The following is a 21,132-nucleotide window of genomic DNA, read 5'->3' as shown; positions in this document are numbered from 1 at the left end:
TACTTTTTTGATTGTTCGAGCGTTTTTTGTTCAAAGCACCCCATTTTCACTAGTATTCCCCTTAATTAAGGGCTTAAGGTGCCTATATAAAGGAGGATTTATGAGTTCAATACGCAGTTATAAAGGAATATCCCCTCAGATTGGACAAGGTGTCTATATAGATACAAGTTCTGTTCTAGTTGGTGATATCAAAATCGGTGACGACTCTAGTGTGTGGCCTTTAGTTGCAGCTCGAGGAGATGTGAACCACATTCATATTGGAGATAGAACGAATATCCAAGACGGCAGCGTTTTGCACGTCACCCATAAGAATGCAGAAAACCCTGAGGGTTATCCTCTACTAATAGGTAATGATGTCACTATTGGGCATAAAGTAATGCTGCATGGCTGCACCATTGAAGATCGCGTACTTGTTGGTATGGGAGCTATCGTGCTCGATGGCGTGGTTATTAAAGAAGATGTGATGATTGGTGCTGGTAGCTTGGTTCCGCCTAATAAGGTACTTGAAAGCGGTTATCTCTATGTAGGAAGCCCAGTAAAACAAGCACGCCCATTAAATGATAAAGAGCGTGCCTTTTTACAGAGGTCAGCTGACAACTATGTTCAGAATAAAAACGACTATCTAGACTCTGTGTTGCCAGTCTAAAACACTTTGATCTGAATCCGATTAGAGGAGTCATACTCCTCTTCTTCTATTAACTCTTCAGCTAGCTCTTCAATATCGAAACGTAACTCTGAAAAGATAACTAAAGCTTGATCGCCTTCTTCTATATTTTTACCTGCCAATCGAGACAGCTCTTCAATAGACATAACACACTCAATCAGTGCGCCAGACTGTTGTGCAGGGAAGATGATTGATTGATTTTCTTCATCCCAATCTTGGATATCAGGAAATAGAATTGATTGATTCATTTTTATAAATACCTCATTACATCTCTAGGTTTTTACGTAGTTCTCTTAAAATCTGTTTTGTTCCTGGACGAAGACCACGCCATAGCATAAAGCTCTCTGCTGCCTGCCCCACTAGCATACCCAAACCATCATAAGCAGCATGAACACCGTTATCTAATGCCCATTGATTGAATACCGTCGTTCCAGATCCGTAAACCATGTCATAAACGGCGCTATTAGAATTGAAAATAGCATCAGACACTTCAGGAAGCTGCCCGCTTAGACCAGACGAAGTAGAGTTAATAATGACATCAAAGCCTTCATTAACATCGCTTAACCCCATTCCTTTGATGTTTCCATGTAAAGAAAACATCTCGGCCAGAAGTTCAGCCTTTGAACTGGTTCGATTAGCGACGACCAACTGTTGTGGCTTTTGGTCGAGTAGAGGTTGAATCACTCCTCGAGCAGCACCACCAGCACCAAGTAGAAGAACGCGAGCCCCTTCTAGGACTACTTGATGTTGAAGAAGATCTTGAACTAAACCTTCACCATCGGTGTTATCACCAATGACCTCTCCATCATCGAGCTTTTTAAGTGTGTTTACGGCACCTGCTAGTTCAGCCCTTTCAGTCAGGCGATTAGCGAACTGATAAGCATCTTCTTTAAATGGCGCAGTGACATTACACCCTCTCCCACCTTCACTAAAAAAAGCTTGAGCAGCAATGATGAATTCACCTTGTTCTGGCTGGAGTGCTGTATAGGTAAGTTGTTGGCTGGTTTGGCGAGCAAATAATGTGTGAATGAATGGCGATTTGCTTTGCCCAATAGGGTTACCGAAAACGGCATAACGATCTACTTGCTGTGTCATATCCTTACCTAACAGAAATAAAAAAGGGTCATCTATATAGATGACCCTATCACTATCCCTATAAGGAAGGAAGAACTACCAAACTCGAGGCTTTAGGTAGTCGCTATAAAGCAGAGCTTCTGGTGAGCCCGCTTGTGGTTCATAGCGATATTCCCAACGAGCCAACGGCGGCATCGACATCAATATAGACTCTGTGCGACCACCACTTTGCAGGCCAAATAAGGTGCCACGGTCGTAAACTAGGTTAAATTCAACATAGCGACCACGACGATAAAGTTGGAAGTCACGCTCGCGCTCACCGTAAGACGTCTCTTTACGTCGTTCTACAATGGGTAGATAGGCGGCTGCAAAGCCTTCACCGACAGCCTGCATATAAGCAAAGCTCTTATCGAAACCCCACTCATTAAGATCATCAAAGAACAGACCACCCACACCGCGTGTTTCGTCTCGGTGAGGCAGGTAGAAGTATTTATCACACCACTCTTTATGTTCTTGATAAACATAATCACCAAACGGCGCACAAAGATCTTTAGCGGTTTGATGCCAAGATTGGCAGTCTTCATCGAAAGGATAAAATGGCGTTAAGTCAAAACCGCCACCAAACCACCAAATCGGGTCTTCCCCTTCTTTTTCCGCAATAAAGAATCGTACGTTGGCGTGTGATGTTGGGATATATGGGTTTTTAGGGTGGATAACTAATGAAACCCCCATAGCCTCAAACTTACGTCCAGCTAATTCAGGGCGATGAGCCGTGGCTGAGGCAGGCATTGCCTTACCCGCTACGTGAGAGAAGTTAACCCCACCTTGCTCAAATACCGCACCGTTGGTCATCACGCGAGTACGACCACCGCCACCAAGGCGCTCGCCAGGTTCACGCTGCCATGCATCTTCTTCAAACAATGCTGCACCATCAGCTTGCTCAAGCTGTTGGCAAATCGAATCTTGTAGGCTCAGTAAAAACTGTTTTACTGCTTCTTTATCAATTGCTGACATCTTTCTTCCTTTGCAGAGTTTAACCCTGTCTTAATATTTTCGACGTTTTTGCATCTCTAATTTCGCTTGGCTTCTCACGACCACCCGTTTGACCTTCTAGAATCGCGACTAAGTGTTGACCTAGTTGCTGTTGAACTTCTTCAGTCGTCATACAAGGCGGCTCGCCAGTCAGGTTGGCACTGGTAGAGGTTAACGGCTTGCCGAACTCATTACACATTCTTTGCACCAAAGGGTGATCCGTCACTCGTACCGCGATAGAATCAAACTGGCCGCTGACCCAGTCAGTTACTTTACTGCTGGTTGGCATTATCCAAGTTACCGGACCTGGCCATGTTGCTTTTACGGTCGCTAACTGCGCTTCCGTCAACTGGCTTTCATCAATATAGGGCAGCAACTGCTCGTAACTCGCAGCAATTAGGATCAACCCTTTCTCCATCGGCCGCTGTTTTAAATCGAGCAATTTCTTAATGGCTTGTGGATTATCGGGATCACAACCGACCCCAAAAACGCCTTCAGTCGGGTAAGCAATGACTTCACCTTGTTGTAATGCCTGCAAAGTATGTTGAAAGTTATCCAAGGGTTGCCTCATTAATTCTGTTATCGAACTCGCTAAGTGTACAAATTATCATTCACTGTGACTAAAGCTATTTGTTTATAAAATGTATCAATTAACAACTTAGACTGACGCAAACGTTTTCCTTAAGCAATTTTACCCGTATAATGCGCGCAAAATATCTAATCACTAATTAAATCGTACCTGAAGGAGTTTGAGATGACTGTCGGTATTATCATGGGTTCTAAATCTGATTGGCCAACAATGAAGCTAGCTGCAGAAATGTTGGATCAGTTTGGCGTGGCGTACGAAACAAAAGTGGTTTCTGCTCACCGCACACCTCAGTTGCTTGCTGATTACGCAACCAGTGCGAAAGAGCGCGGTATTAAAGTGATTATTGCTGGTGCTGGCGGTGCTGCGCATCTTCCGGGCATGGCTGCAGCTTTCACAAGCGTACCTGTTTTAGGTGTTCCTGTTCAGTCTAAAGCACTCAAGGGCATGGATTCTCTGCTTTCTATCGTACAGATGCCAAAAGGCATTGCGGTAGGTACTTTGGCTATCGGTGAAGCTGGCGCTGCCAATGCTGGTATCCTAGCAGCCCAAATCATTGGTACTCACAATGAAGAAGTGATGGTAAAAGTAGAAGCGTTCCGCTCTGAGCAAACAGAAACGGTTCTGGCTAATCCAAACCCTGCTGAGGACTAATTCCCATGCATGTTCTTGTGTTAGGCGCGGGCCAACTTGCTCGCATGATGTCCCTAGCTGGGGCGCCGCTGAATATTGAAATTTCTGCTTTTGATGTTGGCAGCAAAAATATTGTTCACCCATTAACGCAAGCGATTCTAGGCAACGGCTTAGACAATGCGATTGAGCGTGCGGACGTCATTACTGCTGAATTCGAGCATATCCCTCATGATGTACTTGAGGTATGTGAGCGCAGCGGTAAGTTCTTACCGACAACAGAAGCAATCAAAGCTGGCGGTGACCGTCGCCTTGAAAAAGCCCTGTTAGACGAAGCAAGCGTGAAAAATGCTAAGTACTACGAGATCAACTCTCGCGAAGACTTTGACGCTGCGATCGCTCACGTTGGCTTACCAATGGTATTGAAGAGCACACTTGGTGGCTACGATGGCAAAGGTCAATGGCGCTTAAAGACATTAGATAATGTTGATGCGACTTGGGCAGAAATGGCTGAGTGCATTACCGCGACCGACAACCAAGCTATTGTGGCTGAAGAATTCGTTCCGTTTGACCGCGAAGTATCACTGGTTGGTGCTCGTGGTACCAATGGCGAGATTCAAGTGTATCCACTGGCTGAGAATGTTCACACCGACGGCGTGTTGAGCTTATCAACAGCCATTGATGACATTGAACTGCAAGAGCAAGCGAAAACCATGTTCACCGCTGTTGCAGAACGTTTGGATTACGTTGGCGTGCTAGCGTTAGAGTTCTTTGATGTTAAAGGTTCACTGCTAGTTAACGAAATTGCACCACGTGTTCATAACTCTGGCCACTGGACACAGCAAGGCGCTGAAACTTGTCAGTTTGAGAACCACCTACGTGCTGTGTGCGGTATGCCACTAGGCAGTACTAAACTGATTCGCCCAACCGCAATGATCAACATCCTTGGTGAAGATACCCTACCTGAAGCAATTCTTGCTCAAGGTGGTTGTCATGTTCATTGGTATGGTAAAGAGAAGCGTGCAGGTCGTAAGATGGGCCACATTAACGTGAGCGCTGACTACAACGCAGAGCTGCAAAGAGCGTTATGCTCACTGGCAGATATTCTCGATAAGCAAGCCTACCCTGCTGTGCATGAGTTTGCTGAGCAGATGCAGTAAGCCTACATTGGCTTATTGATATAAAAAGTTCATTGGATATAAAAACGGCGCTCAGTGAGCGCCGTTTTTTTGTGTCTATAATATCGAGTTATTGAGATTGAATGTGATGACACTTGCGATCAGCACATTGCTTCTTAGTACCACTGGCCGTTTTCTTCTCCAGCAACAGCGGGAACTGACACTCTTCACAACGACCTATAACAGGTGGCTGATTAACGGCGAACTTGCACTTAGGGTAGTTATCGCACGCATAGAAGGTTTTGCCATAGCGAGATTTACGCTCAACCAAATGGCCTCTGCCACACTCAGGGCAGCCAACAAGTGGCTGCTCTTCAGGTTGTTCTTTTGGTTGGTCCAAAGATTCGATGTGATTACACGTTGGGTAGCTATTACAACCAATGAACATACCAAAGCGACCTTGCCTTAATACCAATTCGTTTTGGCATTTAGGACACGGCACACCCAGCTCTTTCACTACGTGACCATCGTTTTGATGTAGAGGCTTGATGTAATCACAGCTCGGATACTGCTTACAGCCTAAAAATGGGCCGTGCTTACCATGGCGAAGCTGAAGCTCTCCACCACACTGTGGACATGGTTCATGCTCTAATGCATGTTCATGTGCTGAAAAAAGCTGATTATCAATCTTACTACTCATGACAAGCCTGTATTAATGCAAGATACCTTGCTCTTTGGTGTACAACAGCTCTTCCATTTGCGTGTAAGCACTTTCATTACCCGGCACATTAAATAGCACCATTAAGATAATCCATTTCAGATCATCCAATTCAAATTCGCTCGTCTCAAGCCCCATCACACGATCAATCACCATTTCACGAATCTCTGTCGTGAGTACGTTGATCTGTTCAAGGAACAATAAGAAACCTCGGCACTCCATATTAATACGTGAAATCTCTCGACTGGTATAAATACGCATCGAGGTATTGGAACACATAGTAATTGCCGCTTGATTCTCAGTATCTTGCAATGCCGCAAGATCTTCTAACCAATGGAGGGCCTTATAAATATCATCTTGGTGAAACCCTGCTCGAAGAAGCTCATCTTCCAGCTCATCTTGATCCACCTGCAATTCAGAATCGCTATGGATGTAGGTTTCAAACAAGTACATCAGTATGTCCATCATCATAGCTTAGCCTCTCCCCTTTCGAATATAGCCACCGGAAACTGCAACAACATGCCCTGAGAGCTCAAGCTCTAAAAGCTGCATCATGACCTCATGCACAGGTATATGGGTTCTCTGTGCCAAAATATCAACGGGTGTCGCCTCTAATCCTACGTTAGCTAACAGCTGTGGAAATGGCAATTGTTCATTTTCCCCCATACTGGGCGTAGGTTCGAACAAGCTGGGTTGCTGATCGATAGACCAGTCTAACAGACTCTTTATTTCAATCAGAACATCTTGTGCACTCTGTACCAAGCATGCTCCAGCTTTGATTAAGCTATTACCTCCTCGACTGGTTGGGTTATGAATTGAACCGGGCAGCGCAAACACCTCTCTACCTTGCTCCATGGCATAGCGAGCTGTAATCAAAGAGCCACTCTTCTCAGCCGCTTCAACTACCAAGGTTCCGAGCGATAACCCACTTATAATACGGTTACGCCGAGGGAAATGTTCAGGTCGAGGTTTAGCGCTTGGACGGAACTCTGAGATCAGCGCGCCATTCTCACAAATTCTATCCGCTAGATTTCGGTGACGTGCAGGGTAAATGGAGTCCAAGCCTGAACCCAACACCGCAAAAGTTTCCCCTCCTTTATCTAGAGCACCATCATGAGCATAGCCATCGATACCGAGCGCTAAGCCACTGGTGACAATCAAACCGTTTTGGACGAACTCTTTGGCGAAGGACTTCGCGGTTTGCAACCCTTCGAGACTGGCATTACGACTGCCGACCATAGCGATTTGAGGCTCAATCAGTTTTTCAACGTGACCTTTAACGAAAAGCACGCTTGGCGCGGAGGCGGTCTCATTCAGCAGTTTGGGATAATGCGAGCAATTCGGGGTAATGATGTGATGGTTGGGTTGTCTTGCTTGCCACTCTAGGCAAGCCTCCACTTCTCTTGGGGCTTGCTCTCTTAGATAGGCAATTTGCTTGGCAGACAAACCAAGCGCTTGCAGTTGCTGACTTGAGTAACCAACAATATTCAAAGGGGAATCAATACTCAGCAGTCGAGAAAGGCGCTTGCCACCCAATTGCGGAACAAAACTTAGAGTTAACCAAGCACTCAGTTGTTGCTCATTCACTCGGTGCCCTTAGCTTCTTCCTTCAAAGCCAGATCCAAAGGTGATACCGCCAGAATATCATTACTAACCGGTTTTGAGCTCTGAGTGATCAAGGCCAAGCTAAAATACTCATAAGGACGAATGACCATCAAACTACCAAGTGAGGTACTTGGCAGCTGCACCTTATCGCTCGCCGCAGACTCTTTGTAGCTGTATTCACCTTGCTTACCAAACACCACAGCGCCGCTTTCACTGAGCGTAAACATAGAGCCTTGGCGAAGATTGTCCTGTGAGCCTTTATTAATAACGACCACTTGATTCTTTGCACTGTATTGGCTGCCATCTAATGAACCCAAGATATTAGCAAACTGGCCCGCAGCACTAGGCGCTGGATAAAATGTGGTTGAGAGCTTCACCTGATCAACGCCAAGCTCTGGTAACACGAGGTCATTAAGTAACACCTCTTGCAGTTGAGTCTCTATCTGTAAACTACTGAACTCAGCATCCACCTCTTTCAGGCGCGCCGTGGCGACCAAACGCAAAGAGGTCATGCTCGCTTGAGGTTGTTGTCGTTGATAAGTTTCGACAGAACGGTAAATACCCCATTTTTGATGTTGTTGGTTACCCGAAATAAATAGTCGGTCTTCACCTGATAAGAAACGCTTGCCATCACTGGTCCCCAACACTCGTTGAGCCGATTGGAGATCTTGCTGCTCAACCAAGCGATCAGATTGCAGATACGGCAGAACCAACCCCTCATTCACGGTAGGCACCGCTTTCTTCTCAGAGACACGAATCTTAGGGCTTAACTTGATGACGGGTTTAAGGCTCAATACCGGCTCGCCATTAATCCAAACTAGAGACAATTTATCTCCAGGGTAAATAAGGTGAGGGTTTTCTATTTCAGGGTTTACCTGCCATAGCCTTGGCCACAACCAAGGGCTATCGAGATACATCGCGGAAATATCCCATAAGGTATCCCCTTTAACCACCACATACACCTCGGGTGCGCCTTGTTTAATGGTTAAAGGTTGCTCACTATTTTCAGCCATAACGGCGAACGAAAGCGAGGCACAAATAAGAGAAAAAGTGGGAGAAAAATGACGCATGACCTAGGTTCCTTGGTCTGAATATATGACATCTGATTAGAGAATTAACTTCAGGATGCTGTCATTTGACCTCTAAAATGTCTAGAATTGAGCCAACAAGGTTTAAGCTGTTTCGGCACAGTTCAATATTTCGAGTGTATATGTCTGTATTACAAGTATTAACATTACCAGATGATCGTCTACGTACCGTGGCGAAACCGGTAAAAGAAGTTACCCCAGAGATTCAAAAGTTCGTTGATGACATGATTGAAACCATGTACGACGAAGAAGGTATCGGCCTTGCTGCAACGCAAGTAGATTTCCACCAGCGCATCGTTGTTATCGATATTTCAGAAACACGTGACGAGCCTATGGTTCTGATCAACCCTGAAATTACCGACAAACGTGGCGAAGATGGTATCGAAGAAGGCTGTCTATCTGTACCAGGCGCTCGAGCTCTAGTCCCTCGCGCTGCAGAAGTAACGGTTAAAGCATTAGACCGTGAAGGCAACGAATTCACATTCGACGCTGACGACCTTCTGGCTATCTGTGTTCAGCACGAACTTGACCACCTAGAAGGCAAGTTGTTTGTTGATTACCTATCGCCACTAAAGCGCAAACGTATTCAAGATAAGCTAGCGAAGATTAAACGTTTCAACGAGAAACAAGGTTAATAACCGCTGCTATTACTAAATTAAGAAGGAAGTCTACCTTGAGTCAATCTTTAAGAATTGTCTTCGCAGGTACTCCGGATTTCGCCGCCCGTCACTTGGCGGCGTTGTTGTCTTCGGAGCATGAAGTTATTGCTGTTTACACACAGCCAGATCGTCCAGCAGGCCGCGGTAAAAAACTGACTGCGAGCCCAGTAAAAAACATCGCACTTGAAAACAATATTCCGGTTTACCAACCAGAAAACTTCAAGTCAGATGAAGCTAAGCAAGAGCTAGCAGATTTGAATGCTGACATCATGGTTGTTGTCGCTTACGGCTTGCTTCTTCCACAAGCTGTATTAGATACGCCTCGCTTGGGTTGTATCAACGTGCATGGTTCTATCCTACCGCGCTGGCGTGGTGCTGCTCCGATCCAACGCTCTATCTGGGCGGGCGATAAAGAGACAGGCGTAACGATCATGCAGATGGATATCGGCCTAGATACCGGTGATATGTTAAGTATCGCGACGCTACCAATCGAAGCAACAGACACCAGCGCGTCAATGTACGAGAAGTTGGCAGGCCTTGGTCCTGATGCGCTTGTTGAGTGTTTAGCTGACATCGCTTCTGGTAAAGCCGTTGCTGAGAAGCAAGACGACGAACTTGCTAACTACGCGAAGAAGCTGAGCAAAGAAGAAGCGAAGATTGACTGGAATGACAGTGCAAAACACATCGAACGTTGTGTGCGCGCTTTCAACCCATGGCCAATGAGTCACTTTGCGATTACTGATAGCAGCTCTAATGATGAAAAAAGCATTAAAGTTTGGCAGACACGTGTTGATCAACAATCAACATCTGCGCCAGCTGGCTCAATCATCAAAGCAGATAAAACGGGTATCTATGTTGCGACTGGCGACAAAGTACTGGTTTTGGAACAACTGCAAGTTCCTGGCAAAAAAGCCATGTCAGTTCAAGACATATTGAACTCACGTGCAAGCTGGTTTGAAGTTGGTACTCAACTTTCTTAACCGCTTTAAAGCTACTCAATATGCACTTAAAAATGTGTAGCTTGTAAAAACACAGTTTAGAAAACCTTTACGAGGGCAGAGATGCCCTCATGTATTCAAATAAATATTCGGTACCCCTCATGAATGTTCGCGCTGCTGCTGCAAATGTCCTATTCCAAGTTGTCGATAAAGGCCACTCTCTTTCACACGCTCTCCCTGCGGCTCAAAAAACGATCCGTCCGCGAGACCATGCTCTACTGCAAGAGATTTGCTACGGCGCACTTCGTTACCTGCCTCGCTTAGAGTCAATCGCTAACGAACTGATGGAAAACTCGCTTAAAGGTAAAAAGCGCGTCTTCCATCACCTGATCTTAGTAGGCATTTATCAGTTGGGCTTTATGCGAATTCCTTCGCATGCCGCCGTTGCTGAAACAGTTGAAGCAACCAAAACACTGCGTGGCCCAAGCCTCAGTGGTTTGATCAATGCCGTACTTCGCAGCTATCTGCGCGATCAAGAAGAACTAGACGAGAAAGCCGTTAGCCACAATGCTGGCAAATACAGCCATCCAAGCTGGATTCTAAAAATGCTTCAAGAGAGCTACCCAGATCAGTGGGAGCAATTGGTTGAAGCAAACAATAACAAGGCACCAATGTGGCTGCGCGTAAACCGCCAACACCACACTCGTGACGAGTATGTTGAACTGCTTAAAAACGAAAACATTGAATACACACTGCACCCTGAAGCAGCTGATGCCATAAAATTAGCCTCACCTTGTGACGTTACTTTGCTTCCTGGCTTCGACAGAGGCTGGGTATCGGTGCAAGATGCTGCAGCTCAGCTTTCCGTTGATTTCCTAACACCAAAAGATGGTGAGCTAATTCTAGATTGCTGCGCAGCACCTGGTGGTAAAACTGCACACATTCTTGAACATACTCAAGACACTGAAGTGGTTGCAATCGACAGTGATATTAAACGCCTAGACCGCGTTTACGATAACCTTGAACGCCTACAACTACGTGCCGACGTAATCTGTGGTGATGCTCGCTACCCTGAAGAGTGGTGGACGGGCAGTCAGTTTGACCGCATCCTACTTGATGCTCCATGTTCAGCGACGGGTGTAATCCGCCGTCACCCTGACATTAAGTGGCTACGCCGTGCATCTGATATTGATGCACTAGCAGAGCTGCAAAGTGAGATCTTGGATGCAATGTGGCGCCAGCTAAAAGAAGGCGGCACCATGGTTTATGCGACATGTTCTATCACGCCGCAAGAAAACGTGCTGCAAGTGAAAGCATTCTTAGAGCGTACCGAGAACGCAACGCTGGTTGGGTCTGATATCGAAAAACCGGGTCGTCAAATACTGCCTGGTGAAGAAGATATGGATGGCTTCTACTACGCAGTTCTAGTAAAACAGGCATAACAACTAACAGCGGCTAAGAATTTATTTCTTAGCCGCTGTTTCTTTCTAGTGCATTATCAAAGCAAAATGAGATCACTAGAATTACAACGGCAAAAATAAGAGAAAGGCTATGAAGATCATTATTCTAGGTGCTGGACAAGTTGGCGGTACCCTTGCTGAAAACCTAGTAGGTGAAAACAATGACATCACGATTGTCGACCGTAATGCCGACCGACTGCGTGAACTTCAAGACAAATACGACCTTAGGGTTGTAAACGGTTATGCCAGCCACCCGAACACACTACGTGAAGCGGGCGCGCAAGATGCCGACATGTTGGTTGCCGTAACCAACATGGATGAAACCAACATGGCCGCATGTCAGGTTGCCTTCTCTCTGTTTAACACGCCAAACCGTATTGCTCGTATTCGTTCTCCTCAATACCTAGAAGAGAAAGAAGCGCTATTCAAATCAGGTGCAATCCCAGTAGACCACCTCATCGCACCCGAAGAGTTAGTGACCAGCTACATCGAGCGCCTGATTCAATACCCTGGTGCACTGCAGGTTGTGAGTTTTGCTGAACAGAAAGTTAGCCTAGTAGCAGTAAAAGCTTATTACGGTGGGCCATTGGTTGGTAACGCACTGTCTGCTTTGCGTGAGCACATGCCGCACATTGATACTCGTGTTGCCGCTATCTTCCGTCAAGGTCGCCCTATTCGCCCACAAGGAACTACCATCATTGAAGCCGATGATGAGGTTTTCTTTGTGGCTGCGAGTAACCATATCCGCTCAGTGATGAGTGAGCTTCAGCGCTTAGAGAAACCGTATCGTCGCATCATGATTGTTGGCGGTGGTAACATTGGTGCAAGCTTGGCAAAACGCCTTGAGCAAAGCTATAGCATTAAACTTATCGAGCGCAGCTACACTCGCGCCGAGAAGCTATCTGAAGAATTAGAAAACACCATCGTATTCTGTGGTGACGCAGCCGACCAAGAACTGCTGACCGAAGAGAATATCGATCAGGTGGATGTGTTCATCGCTCTAACCAATGAAGATGAAACCAACATCATGTCAGCGATGCTGGCGAAGCGAATGGGTGCCAAGAAAGTAATGGTGCTGATTCAGCGTGGCGCTTATGTCGACCTTGTTCAGGGTGGCGTGATTGATATTGCGATATCTCCACAGCAAGCGACGATTTCTGCGCTGCTTACTCACGTTCGTCGTGCTGATATTGTTAACGTATCCTCTCTACGTCGCGGTGCTGCTGAGGCGATTGAAGCCATTGCTCACGGTGACGAGACCACATCTAAAGTCGTTGGCCGAGCTATTGGCGACATCAAACTGCCACCGGGCACCACTATTGGTGCGATTGTTCGCGGAGAAGAGGTGCTTATCGCGCACGATAGAACCGTAATCGAACAGGATGACCACGTAGTGATGTTCCTAGTGGACAAGAAATACGTACCGGATGTTGAGTCTCTATTCCAACCGAGCCCGTTCTTCTTATAGCCTTGTTCTCGTGAGCTTCTTCTCGCAACTTTCTTTTGTGAGAACGGCGCTCCGGCACAAAGCTGTAATCAATTAAAGCTATGGTCTATTAAGCTATGGTCAACTTTCGTCCGATATTATTAGTGATAGGGTTAGTGTTATCAAAACTCGCCCTTTTCATGTACATCCCCACATTGGTTGCCTTTTTTACTGGCACCGGTGGCTTCCTCGAGTTTGGTCAATCAGTAGTGATCACGCACATTGTGGCGTTCATCTGCTTGAGCTTGGGCCGCTCCGCTAAGTTCCGACTTGGGGTGCGGGACATGTTCCTTATCACCTCTTTGGTTTGGACCATTGCCAGCGCCTTTGCCGCCCTGCCATTTGTCTTCATTAACCACATCAGCTTCACTGACGCCTACTTCGAAACCATGTCAGGTATCACCACGACAGGCTCAACCGTATTAAGCGGCTTAGACAGCATGGCACCAAGCATTCTGTTGTGGCGTTCTATACTGCAATGGTTAGGCGGCATCGGCTTTATCGTGATGGCGGTAGCAGTTCTACCAATGCTCAACGTTGGTGGTATGCGCCTGTTCCAAACCGAATCATCCGACTGGTCAGATAAAAGCAGCCCACGAGCAAAAACCGTCGCGAAGAACATCGTGGCGGTTTATCTGGTTCTGACTGGTTTATGCATCATTAGCTATTTGTTTGCAGGCATGGGCATCTTTGACGCGATCAATCACGCGTTCACAACACTGTCGACGGGGGGTTACTCAACCTCAGATGGCTCGATGAACCACTTCTCTAACAGTGCTCACTGGGTGGGAACCCTGTTCATGTTCCTTGGTGGACTGCCGTTCTTACTGTTTGTTAGCGCACTGCGAGGCCGAAAACTCTCGATCCTCTACAAAGACGCGCAAGTGAGAGGTTTCACGTACCTGTTCTTGTTCACCAGCGCCGTAATATCAACATGGTTGGTGGTTAGAGATGGCTACACTGTTATGGATGCGATGCGTGTTTCGATGTTCAACATCGTATCAGTCGTCACCACAACCGGTTTTGGCTTAGAAGATTTCACCGCGTGGGGTGCACTGCCAACCACCTTGTTTGCGTTTCTTATGATGGCGGGCGCGTGCTCGGGTTCAACCTCTGGTGGTATCAAAATCTTCCGCTTCCAGATTGCGATGACCATGCTCCACAAACAAATGATGAAGCTGATTCACCCATCAGGCGTGTTTGTTCAACGCTACAATCAGCGACCTGTGAATGACGATATTGTGCGTTCACTCGTGGCATTTGGTTTGATGTTCTTTATCACGATTATCTTAATTGCAGGCGGCTTGAGCGCGATGGGACTTGATCCTGTGACCAGTATATCTGGCGCTATCACAGCCGTTGCCAACGTGGGCCCAGGCATGGGTAGCGTGATCGGTCCAACCGGGAACTTTGCTCCACTGCCAGACGCCGCTAAATGGTTGCTAAGTTTAGGAATGCTAATGGGACGACTCGAGATACTGACGCTCATTGTTCTATTTTTCCCAGCCTTTTGGCGACGCTAACCAAGCAAAAAAATCAAGGAAACACAGATGAAATCATACGTACTTCTCGCTGGCGCATTGCTCGCAAACTCAGTATTCGTAAGTTCTGCCTTTGCTGATCAAATGGTCACATTGCCTGATGGCAAGCAAGTGTTACTAAAAGACGATTTTACTTGGCAGTATATGGCAGAAAATAAAACAGAAGAAACAACAACGACAGAGATAACTTCAGCGGTAGCGGTAGCAACGGCATCAGTCGCAGCAGTACCCGTAGTCGCTGTCCCAGTTGCAACCAGTACGCGTGGTACTACGATTGTGGTTAATAGTAAAAAGCCAAGCTTGCAACTGTCTCAATCAGGAGTGGATGTCGTATTAGGCGCGAGCCGCTATGAAGGTGGTGAGCTTATCATTCCGACAGCCATCACCAACCAAGGCACTCAAGCTGTCATTTTGGTATCACTTAACATCAGCGTATTTACCGCAGAAGGTGAGTTACTGGCACAACAAGAAGTCGCAGTCTGGAAATCAATCAAACGAATGGCCGACACTTACCTGCGACCAAAGACAGCTGAAGAAGGTAAGTTGATAGAACTCGACCTAGCAGAGCACCCTGAATATCAGATTAAAGCCGAGATTATCGAGGTCGTTGCCCGCTAAACCGGTGTCACAAACAGATAGATAGCGAAGAAATGGCAAGCGCAGCCCGCCAACACAAACAGGTGCCAGATGGCATGGTTATAAGGGATGCGTTTTGCCACATAGAAAATCACACCCAGCGAGTAAATCACCCCGCCAACCGCCAGTAACACCAAACCACCTATATCGATATTCATCGCCAATTGATAAACAACAATCAAAGATAGCCAACCCATCGCCAAGTAAATGAACAACGATAAGCGCTTGAATCGGTACACAAAGGCAATCTTCATGATGATGCCCACCAGCGCAATTCCCCAAATCACCGCCATCAAGCCCATCGCTAATGGGGTTCTTAAGCCCACCAAGAGAAACGGCGTGTAACTGCCCGCGATCAGCAAGTAAATCGCACAGTGATCGAGCGTTTTGAGTAAGCGCTTGGTTTTCTCAGTGGTGATCGAGTGGTACAACGTGGAAGCAAGAAAGAGCAGAATAATACTGCTGCCATACACCGCCATACTGGCAACAGTAAGCATGTCGGCTTGGTAATCAAACGCACGAATCAGTAACAGGATCAGGCCCACTACGCCAAGTACGACGCCCAAACCATGGGTTATCGCATTAGCGCGTTCTTCGATGTCACTGTATTCGCTGGCTGATGATGCAGACATGAGTATCCTACTAGAGTAAATGTTCGATTGACCCAGTATTACATATTAAGCTTACACGTGTAAGCTTAAATTTTTATGACAAAATGACTTATAAAATGTGTGATTCAGCTAAGACGCGTTTTCTAAATACTCGACCACCATCTTACCGGCGTCTTCTGGTGAGGTATCAAGCGGGACACTCAATTGACGCTGTAGCTGACCCATTCCCAGTAAACTCGCCAACATACCTTTTGCGCCATCGCGATTGCGGTCTATCTCAAACCACAACTTAAGTTCTGTCTCACCACGATGAGCAACAACCTCAAGCTCACGCCAGCGACCATGATAAGGGCCAGTAGTCGGCACAAACTCAAACTCTTGGACAAACGGCAGTTCAAAGCCATCGACCGCTTCACATTCCACTTGGCGTATCCGCAGCCCTTGAGCTTCAAGTTCGTTAAAGATGCCATCGAGGAGCGCATCAGGACGAACCGTTAAGGTGTCTTTATCCGATGGGTCAATCGCCATCGCAATATCGAGCCCGGTTTCAAGCCATACTTTTGAGTCACCAATCGTGACTGGTGTATTCAGCGGTACATCAAACTCACATTCAAAGTCACGGGTTTCTCCCGGCTGAATCACAAAGGCATACGGCAGGCTCCATTTAGCCAACGAGTACGTCTGGTGCATTCGGCGTTTATGACCGCCCTCTTGCCTTTGCGAGTTCATGGTAACTTCTTTGACGTAACGACAGCACAAGTTGAGATCGATGTTGTCGATTTCTTGTGGCTGAGCGCCACCATAGACATGCACAATAATGCTCGCCTTCTTGCCTGGGTAAAGCACTTCCTGTTGCAATACAGAGTCCACCTTGGCAGATCCAATACCAAAACTAGCTAACGTTTTCTTTAAGAACGACATATGCACCTCCTTTAAAGCATCATCTTAAGCCTGAAAGAGGTTCAAACTCAAATATACTGCTCACACTATTTTAGCTCTAATATCGTTTAATTATCACTCAGGCGTCGATCGATAACTTAGATAGTGATAATCTAAGCCTTGATATGCATGCATATCATTATCCTGATTTATTTTTCGGATTGGCGAAAGCCAGACGAGTGACTCTTCAAGTAATTGAAGCGAAGCTCATGATAAGTCAGGCCATTAGATTGGCAATGGATATGCCTGACCGTTAGGTAAATTAATGCGCCCAACAGCTGTCAGGTTCTCGCACACCAACCGTAGTGCGATGCGTCGTCGTAGTGGCTTTGTTGCTGCTCCAACGGCTAAGAAATTGGCTCCTACAATGACTCTCGTTCAGAAGACTGCTTTATTAGCACCGACTGCAACAAAAGTAATTAAAGCCGCTTAACAAAAAGCGCAGTTTTTACTGCGCTTTTTTCTTGCCCGGTCCTATCTTGAAATGCCTTTACACATTGGTATTCCCTACCCGATTTGATACCTTAACCACAAATCATTATAAAATTTGTGGAGAAGTAAAGTATGAAGTGTCACCGCATTGAGGAACTGCTTGAACTGATGGAGCCAGAGTGGCAGAAAGATCAAGAGCTTAACCTATTAGAGTTCATCATTAAGCTATCAAACGAAGCAGGCTACCAAGGCAAGCTAGAAGAGCTGACTGACGATGTTCTTATCTACCATCTAAAAATGCGTAACAGCGAAAAAGATGAAATGATCCCAGGTCTTAAAAAAGACCAAGAAGATGATTTCAAAACCGCAATTCTAAAAGCGCGTGGCCTTCTTTAATCGCCTATTTGGTTAGAACTCAATTGCCGTATAAATAAAACAATCAATTTCGAAAAGCGACCACTCGGTCGCTTTTTTGTTTCTGTTCGCTATTTTTTCGTCACAACTGTTATGACTTTTGTTGTTAAAGGTTGATAGCGTTAAAGAAATGAGAACAAGATTGTCGTTATAATCGCCATCCATAAGAATCTTCTAAAATAATAAGAGTGAGTGCGATACCAACAAATGCACCAAGCTCAATTTCTACAGGTTCTCTAAACCATACTTTCAAGTAATGTCGTCATGCCCGACTTAACCGGGCAAACAAGCCACAAAAAGGATAGTCCATGAGTCAGGATAAAATCGACATCAAAGATGTGACTCCTAAAACCTTTAACCCAAAAACACATAAAGGTAATGGAGATCGATTTAACCCAAGTAACCGAATCTATGTTCGAGAAAGCAAAGGTAAATTCCAACAACTTCGTCGTTACGGCGGTTGGTTCTTACTTTTACTTTTTGCGCTTATCCCATGGATTCCATTTGGTGAACGACAAGCAATCTTGCTCGATATCGGTAGCCAGCAGTTCAACTTCTTTGGCACCACGCTATACCCACAAGATCTGACCCTACTCGCCATCCTATTTATGATTGCTGCGTTTGGCTTATTCTTCATAACCACCTTCTTAGGGCGAGTCTGGTGTGGTTATTTATGCCCGCAAACCGTCTGGACCTTCATGTACATCTGGTTCGAAGAGAAACTGGAAGGTGCTGCCAATAAGCGAAGAAAACAAGACTCGGGCAAACTGACGAGCAATTTAATTCTCAGAAAAACCATCAAGCACATCGCGTGGTGGGCGATTGCGATTGCGACGGGCTTAACCTTTGTCGGTTATTTCATCCCAATCAAAGAGCTGGTGGTTGGCTTCTTTACCTTTAACTCGACTTTCTGGCCGGTGTTTTGGGTATTGTTCTTTGCTGGGTGTACTTATGCGAATGCGGGATGGATGCGTTCTATTGTTTGTCTGCACATGTGTCCTTACGCGCGTTTCCAATCTGCAATGTTCGATAAAGATACCTTTATCGTGGGTTACGACACTGAACGAGGTGAAAGCCGCGGCCCTCGCTCTCGTAAAGCCGATCCAAAAGAACTTGGTCTAGGCGACTGTATTGACTGTAATTTATGCGTTCAAGTGTGCCCAACGGGGATTGATATTCGTGACGGCCTACAATACGAGTGTATTAACTGTGGCGCGTGTATTGATGCCTGTGACAACACCATGGAACGTATGGGTTATGACAAAGGCCTGATCAACTACACCACCGAACACAGGCTCGATGGTCACACAACCAAGGTGATGCGTCCTAAGCTGTTAGGTTATGGCGCTATATTGATCGTCATGCTGGGTTTGTTCTTCGCACAGATAGCGAGTGTTGATCCTGCAGGCTTAAGTGTTCTACGAGATAGAAACCAGCTATTTAGAATCAATAGCCAAGGGCTTGTCGAAAATACTTACAACTTGAAAGTAATCAACAAAACTCAGCAAGAGCAAGAGTACAAGCTTGATGTCAGCGGGCTACCAGATTCTATCTGGTACGGTAAACAAACGATTACCGTAGACCCAGGTGAGGTTTTAAACCTTCCTATCAGCTTAGGCGTCGATCCAGAAAAACTGAGCTCACCAGTTTCGACAATTCAGTTTATACTCTCGGATAATGAAGAGTTTACGATGGAAGTCGAAAGCCGCTTTATCAAGAAGCTCTGATACCAGCCACCTTAGTGCTTGGTATAACACCCCAATAAATGGAAAAAGGCTCAGTAATGAGCCTTTTTTATTCTATGACGATGCAAGCCTTTAACTTTGATAACCTGACTCCTGACTTCATGTGGTACGCACTGGAGAGCATTGGAGTTCGTGCTGAATCCGGGCTTCTCGCTCTCAACAGCTACGAAAACCGGGTGTATCAATTCACCGATGAAGACCGTAAACGCTACGTCGTTAAGTTTTATCGTCCGCAGCGTTGGAACACCGCACAGATCCAAGAAGAGCACGACTTCGCGTTAGAGCTGATCGAACAAGAGTTACCGGTTGCTCCACCTATGCGAATCAACGGCGCAACCTTGCATGAATATCAAGGCTATCTATTTGCACTGTTTGAAAGCGTCGGTGGCAGACAATATGAAGTCGACAATCTAGATCAATTGGAAGGCGTTGGACGCTTCCTTGGTCGTATTCATAAAGCCAGTGCTGGAAGAACATTTCAGCATCGCCCGACCATCAGCTTAGATGAATACCTTTATCAGCCACGTAAGATTCTAGAGAACTCTCAGTTTATCCCAACGCACCTAGAGAACGCGTTCTTCAATGACGTCGACCTTCTGATCAAAGAGCTAGAGAGCCAGTGGCCAAGTAACATTGACAACATTCGTCTCCATGGCGACTGCCACCCGGGCAATATCTTGTGGCGCGACGGGCCAATGTTCGTCGATCTTGATGACGCGCGTAATGGTCCTGCTGTTCAAGATCTGTGGATGCTGCTTAACGGCGAACGCCAAGATAAAATGATGCAACTGGATATTCTGCTAGAGAGTTATCAAGAGTTTTGCGATTTTAATACCGCGCAACTGAAACTAATCGAACCTCTGCGCGGTCTACGTATGGTGCATTACATGGCATGGTTGGCGAAACGATGGCACGATCCGGCGTTTCCTTTGGCCTTCCCATGGTTTAATGATCCGAAATATTGGGAGCAACAAGTACTTGCTTGTAAAGAGCAAATTGCTACCCTGCAAGAGCCACCACTTTCGTTAATGCCTCAGTGGTAACAGCAATCGCAACATACAACTAGATAAAAATTCAAACATAATGGAGATTGGATAAATGAAAAAGCTATTCGCATTTTTCTCATTGATCATGTTGAGCCTTTCAGCTCACGCTGCGAAATTTAACGAAGGTGAACACTACAAAGTTCTCGATCTAGAAGCATCAAAAAAACCAATGGTGACAGAGTTCTTCTCTTTTTACTGCCCACACTGTAATAGCTTTGAGCCAATCATCCAGCAGCTAAAACAACAGCTACCTAAAGACGCTAAGCTACAGAAGAACCATGTATCATTCATGGGTGGCAACATGGGTCTGCCAATGAGCAAAGCTTACGCGACCATGATTGCACTGAAAGTTGAAGATAAAATGGTGCCAGTGATGTTTAACCGCATCCACACCATGAACAAGCCACCACGCGATGAAGCAGAACTGCGTCAAATCTTCCTAGATGAAGGCGTTGATGCTAAGAAATTCGATGCGGCATACAACGGCTTTGCAGTAGATTCTATGGTTCGTCGTTTCGACAAAGCATTCAAAGACAGCGGCTTGTCAGGCGTTCCAGCAGTTGTAGTAAACAACCGCTACCTGATTGACGCTCAAGGCATTAACTCTCTCGATGAGTACTTCGAGCTGGTTAACTTCTTATTAAAGAAGTAAGGTAATGATTAAAGGAAGCTTCGGCTTCCTTTTTTTTGCTTGTTCAAAAATCATCATT

At 46.0% G+C, this 21,132-nt stretch carries 24 protein-coding genes; 14 read left to right on the top strand and 10 right to left on the bottom strand.

Going from position 1 to position 21,132, the window contains the following annotated elements:
• Positions 1–100 precede the first annotated feature (100 nt).
• Complete coding sequence (locus tag L3V36_RS21945; RefSeq protein ID WP_017077330.1) at positions 101–646, top strand: gamma carbonic anhydrase family protein; 546 nt, start codon at positions 101–103, stop codon at positions 644–646.
• Here L3V36_RS21945 and L3V36_RS21940 read toward each other — a convergent pair.
• The 4 genes from L3V36_RS21940 to L3V36_RS21925 form a co-directional block, all read right to left on the bottom strand.
• On the bottom strand, positions 643–912 hold the full coding sequence (locus tag L3V36_RS21940) for a DUF1488 domain-containing protein (RefSeq protein ID WP_017077329.1): 270 nt from the start codon (positions 910–912) through the stop codon (positions 643–645). The genes L3V36_RS21945 and L3V36_RS21940 overlap by 4 nt on opposite strands.
• 16 nt (positions 913–928) lie before the next feature.
• On the bottom strand, positions 929–1,759 hold the full coding sequence (aroE, locus tag L3V36_RS21935; protein WP_208775650.1) for a shikimate dehydrogenase: 831 nt from the start codon (positions 1,757–1,759) through the stop codon (positions 929–931).
• Between the two features lie 75 nt (positions 1,760–1,834).
• A complete protein-coding gene (hemF, locus tag L3V36_RS21930) occupies positions 1,835–2,752 on the bottom strand; it encodes an oxygen-dependent coproporphyrinogen oxidase (RefSeq protein ID WP_208775651.1) in 918 nt (305 codons plus the stop codon).
• Between the two features lie 19 nt (positions 2,753–2,771).
• A complete protein-coding gene (locus L3V36_RS21925) occupies positions 2,772–3,329 on the bottom strand; it encodes an L-threonylcarbamoyladenylate synthase (RefSeq protein WP_029223376.1) in 558 nt (185 codons plus the stop codon).
• Positions 3,330–3,524: 195 nt separating this feature from the next.
• Between L3V36_RS21925 and purE the strand changes: the two genes are divergently transcribed.
• A complete protein-coding gene (gene purE / locus L3V36_RS21920; protein WP_208775652.1) occupies positions 3,525–4,010 on the top strand; it encodes a 5-(carboxyamino)imidazole ribonucleotide mutase in 486 nt (161 codons plus the stop codon).
• Between the two features lie 5 nt (positions 4,011–4,015).
• Complete coding sequence (locus L3V36_RS21915) at positions 4,016–5,146, top strand: 5-(carboxyamino)imidazole ribonucleotide synthase (RefSeq protein ID WP_208775653.1); 1,131 nt, start codon at positions 4,016–4,018, stop codon at positions 5,144–5,146.
• Positions 5,147–5,234: 88 nt separating this feature from the next.
• Here L3V36_RS21915 and L3V36_RS21910 read toward each other — a convergent pair whose 3' ends face one another.
• Genes L3V36_RS21910 through L3V36_RS21895 form a run of 4 tightly spaced genes read right to left on the bottom strand, consistent with a single transcriptional unit; the run spans position 5,235 to position 8,497 of the window.
• Entirely contained in the window at positions 5,235–5,804 is a 570-nt protein-coding gene (locus tag L3V36_RS21910) for a topoisomerase DNA-binding C4 zinc finger domain-containing protein (protein WP_208775654.1), read from the bottom strand.
• 12 nt (positions 5,805–5,816) lie between these two features.
• Positions 5,817–6,293, bottom strand: coding sequence for a DUF494 family protein (locus L3V36_RS21905; RefSeq protein ID WP_004735774.1), 477 nt, complete (start codon positions 6,291–6,293; stop codon positions 5,817–5,819).
• A 3-nt stretch (positions 6,294–6,296) separates the two neighbouring features.
• Positions 6,297–7,409 (bottom strand): DNA-processing protein DprA, encoded by a 1,113-nt coding sequence (gene dprA / locus L3V36_RS21900; protein ID WP_017077324.1) that lies wholly within the window; start codon positions 7,407–7,409, stop codon positions 6,297–6,299.
• Positions 7,406–8,497, bottom strand: coding sequence for a LysM peptidoglycan-binding domain-containing protein (locus tag L3V36_RS21895; protein ID WP_017095595.1), 1,092 nt, complete (start codon positions 8,495–8,497; stop codon positions 7,406–7,408). The genes dprA and L3V36_RS21895 overlap by 4 nt, the downstream gene beginning before the upstream one ends.
• 140 nt (positions 8,498–8,637) lie before the next feature.
• Here L3V36_RS21895 and def point away from each other — a divergent pair, with 140 nt between their 5' ends.
• From def to L3V36_RS21865, 6 genes are all read left to right on the top strand, one after another.
• Positions 8,638–9,150: a peptide deformylase gene (def, locus tag L3V36_RS21890; RefSeq protein ID WP_004735769.1), complete on the top strand. Its 513-nt coding sequence runs from the start codon at positions 8,638–8,640 to the stop codon at positions 9,148–9,150.
• A gap of 38 nt (positions 9,151–9,188) precedes the next feature.
• The gene (gene fmt, locus L3V36_RS21885) at positions 9,189–10,154 is read left to right on the top strand and encodes a methionyl-tRNA formyltransferase (RefSeq protein WP_208775655.1); all 966 of its coding nucleotides are present in this window, start codon (positions 9,189–9,191) and stop codon (positions 10,152–10,154) included.
• Between the two features lie 119 nt (positions 10,155–10,273).
• Positions 10,274–11,554, top strand: a complete 1,281-nt coding sequence (gene rsmB, locus L3V36_RS21880; protein WP_017077320.1) for a 16S rRNA (cytosine(967)-C(5))-methyltransferase RsmB — start codon at positions 10,274–10,276, stop codon at positions 11,552–11,554.
• A 109-nt stretch (positions 11,555–11,663) separates the two neighbouring features.
• On the top strand, positions 11,664–13,040 hold the full coding sequence (gene trkA, locus L3V36_RS21875; RefSeq protein WP_004735766.1) for a Trk system potassium transporter TrkA: 1,377 nt from the start codon (positions 11,664–11,666) through the stop codon (positions 13,038–13,040).
• A 95-nt stretch (positions 13,041–13,135) separates the two neighbouring features.
• Positions 13,136–14,581 (top strand): TrkH family potassium uptake protein, encoded by a 1,446-nt coding sequence (locus tag L3V36_RS21870; protein WP_017087275.1) that lies wholly within the window; start codon positions 13,136–13,138, stop codon positions 14,579–14,581.
• A 27-nt stretch (positions 14,582–14,608) separates the two neighbouring features.
• The gene (locus tag L3V36_RS21865; RefSeq protein WP_017095598.1) at positions 14,609–15,217 is read left to right on the top strand and encodes a DUF3157 family protein; all 609 of its coding nucleotides are present in this window, start codon (positions 14,609–14,611) and stop codon (positions 15,215–15,217) included.
• Here the strand turns inward: L3V36_RS21865 and L3V36_RS21860 are convergent.
• A complete protein-coding gene (locus L3V36_RS21860; protein ID WP_004735763.1) occupies positions 15,214–15,867 on the bottom strand; it encodes a hemolysin III family protein in 654 nt (217 codons plus the stop codon). The genes L3V36_RS21865 and L3V36_RS21860 overlap by 4 nt on opposite strands.
• A 108-nt stretch (positions 15,868–15,975) precedes the next feature.
• A complete protein-coding gene (locus L3V36_RS21855) occupies positions 15,976–16,767 on the bottom strand; it encodes a sporulation protein (protein WP_004735762.1) in 792 nt (263 codons plus the stop codon).
• Between the two features lie 283 nt (positions 16,768–17,050).
• On the opposite strand from L3V36_RS21855, the gene L3V36_RS21850 reads away from it, so the two are divergent.
• The 5 genes from L3V36_RS21850 to L3V36_RS21830 all read left to right on the top strand — a co-directional run bounded on the left by L3V36_RS21850 (position 17,051) and on the right by L3V36_RS21830 (position 21,074).
• A complete protein-coding gene (locus tag L3V36_RS21850; RefSeq protein ID WP_004735761.1) occupies positions 17,051–17,218 on the top strand; it encodes a hypothetical protein in 168 nt (55 codons plus the stop codon).
• A gap of 131 nt (positions 17,219–17,349) precedes the next feature.
• Entirely contained in the window at positions 17,350–17,613 is a 264-nt protein-coding gene (locus tag L3V36_RS21845) for a YihD family protein (protein WP_004735759.1), read from the top strand.
• Between the two features lie 326 nt (positions 17,614–17,939).
• Complete coding sequence (gene ccoG / locus L3V36_RS21840; protein WP_004735757.1) at positions 17,940–19,358, top strand: cytochrome c oxidase accessory protein CcoG; 1,419 nt, start codon at positions 17,940–17,942, stop codon at positions 19,356–19,358.
• Between the two features lie 74 nt (positions 19,359–19,432).
• A complete protein-coding gene (locus tag L3V36_RS21835) occupies positions 19,433–20,419 on the top strand; it encodes a serine/threonine protein kinase (RefSeq protein ID WP_004735756.1) in 987 nt (328 codons plus the stop codon).
• 55 nt (positions 20,420–20,474) lie between these two features.
• Entirely contained in the window at positions 20,475–21,074 is a 600-nt protein-coding gene (locus tag L3V36_RS21830) for a thiol:disulfide interchange protein DsbA/DsbL (RefSeq protein ID WP_004735755.1), read from the top strand.
• The last annotated feature ends 58 nt before the right edge of the window (positions 21,075–21,132 follow it).

The sequence above is a fragment of the Vibrio sp. G-C-1 genome (genome assembly GCF_021728015.1).
Taxonomy (GTDB): Bacteria; Pseudomonadota; Gammaproteobacteria; order Enterobacterales; family Vibrionaceae; genus Vibrio; species Vibrio splendidus.
This window is presented reverse-complemented; position numbering and strand designations above follow the sequence as displayed.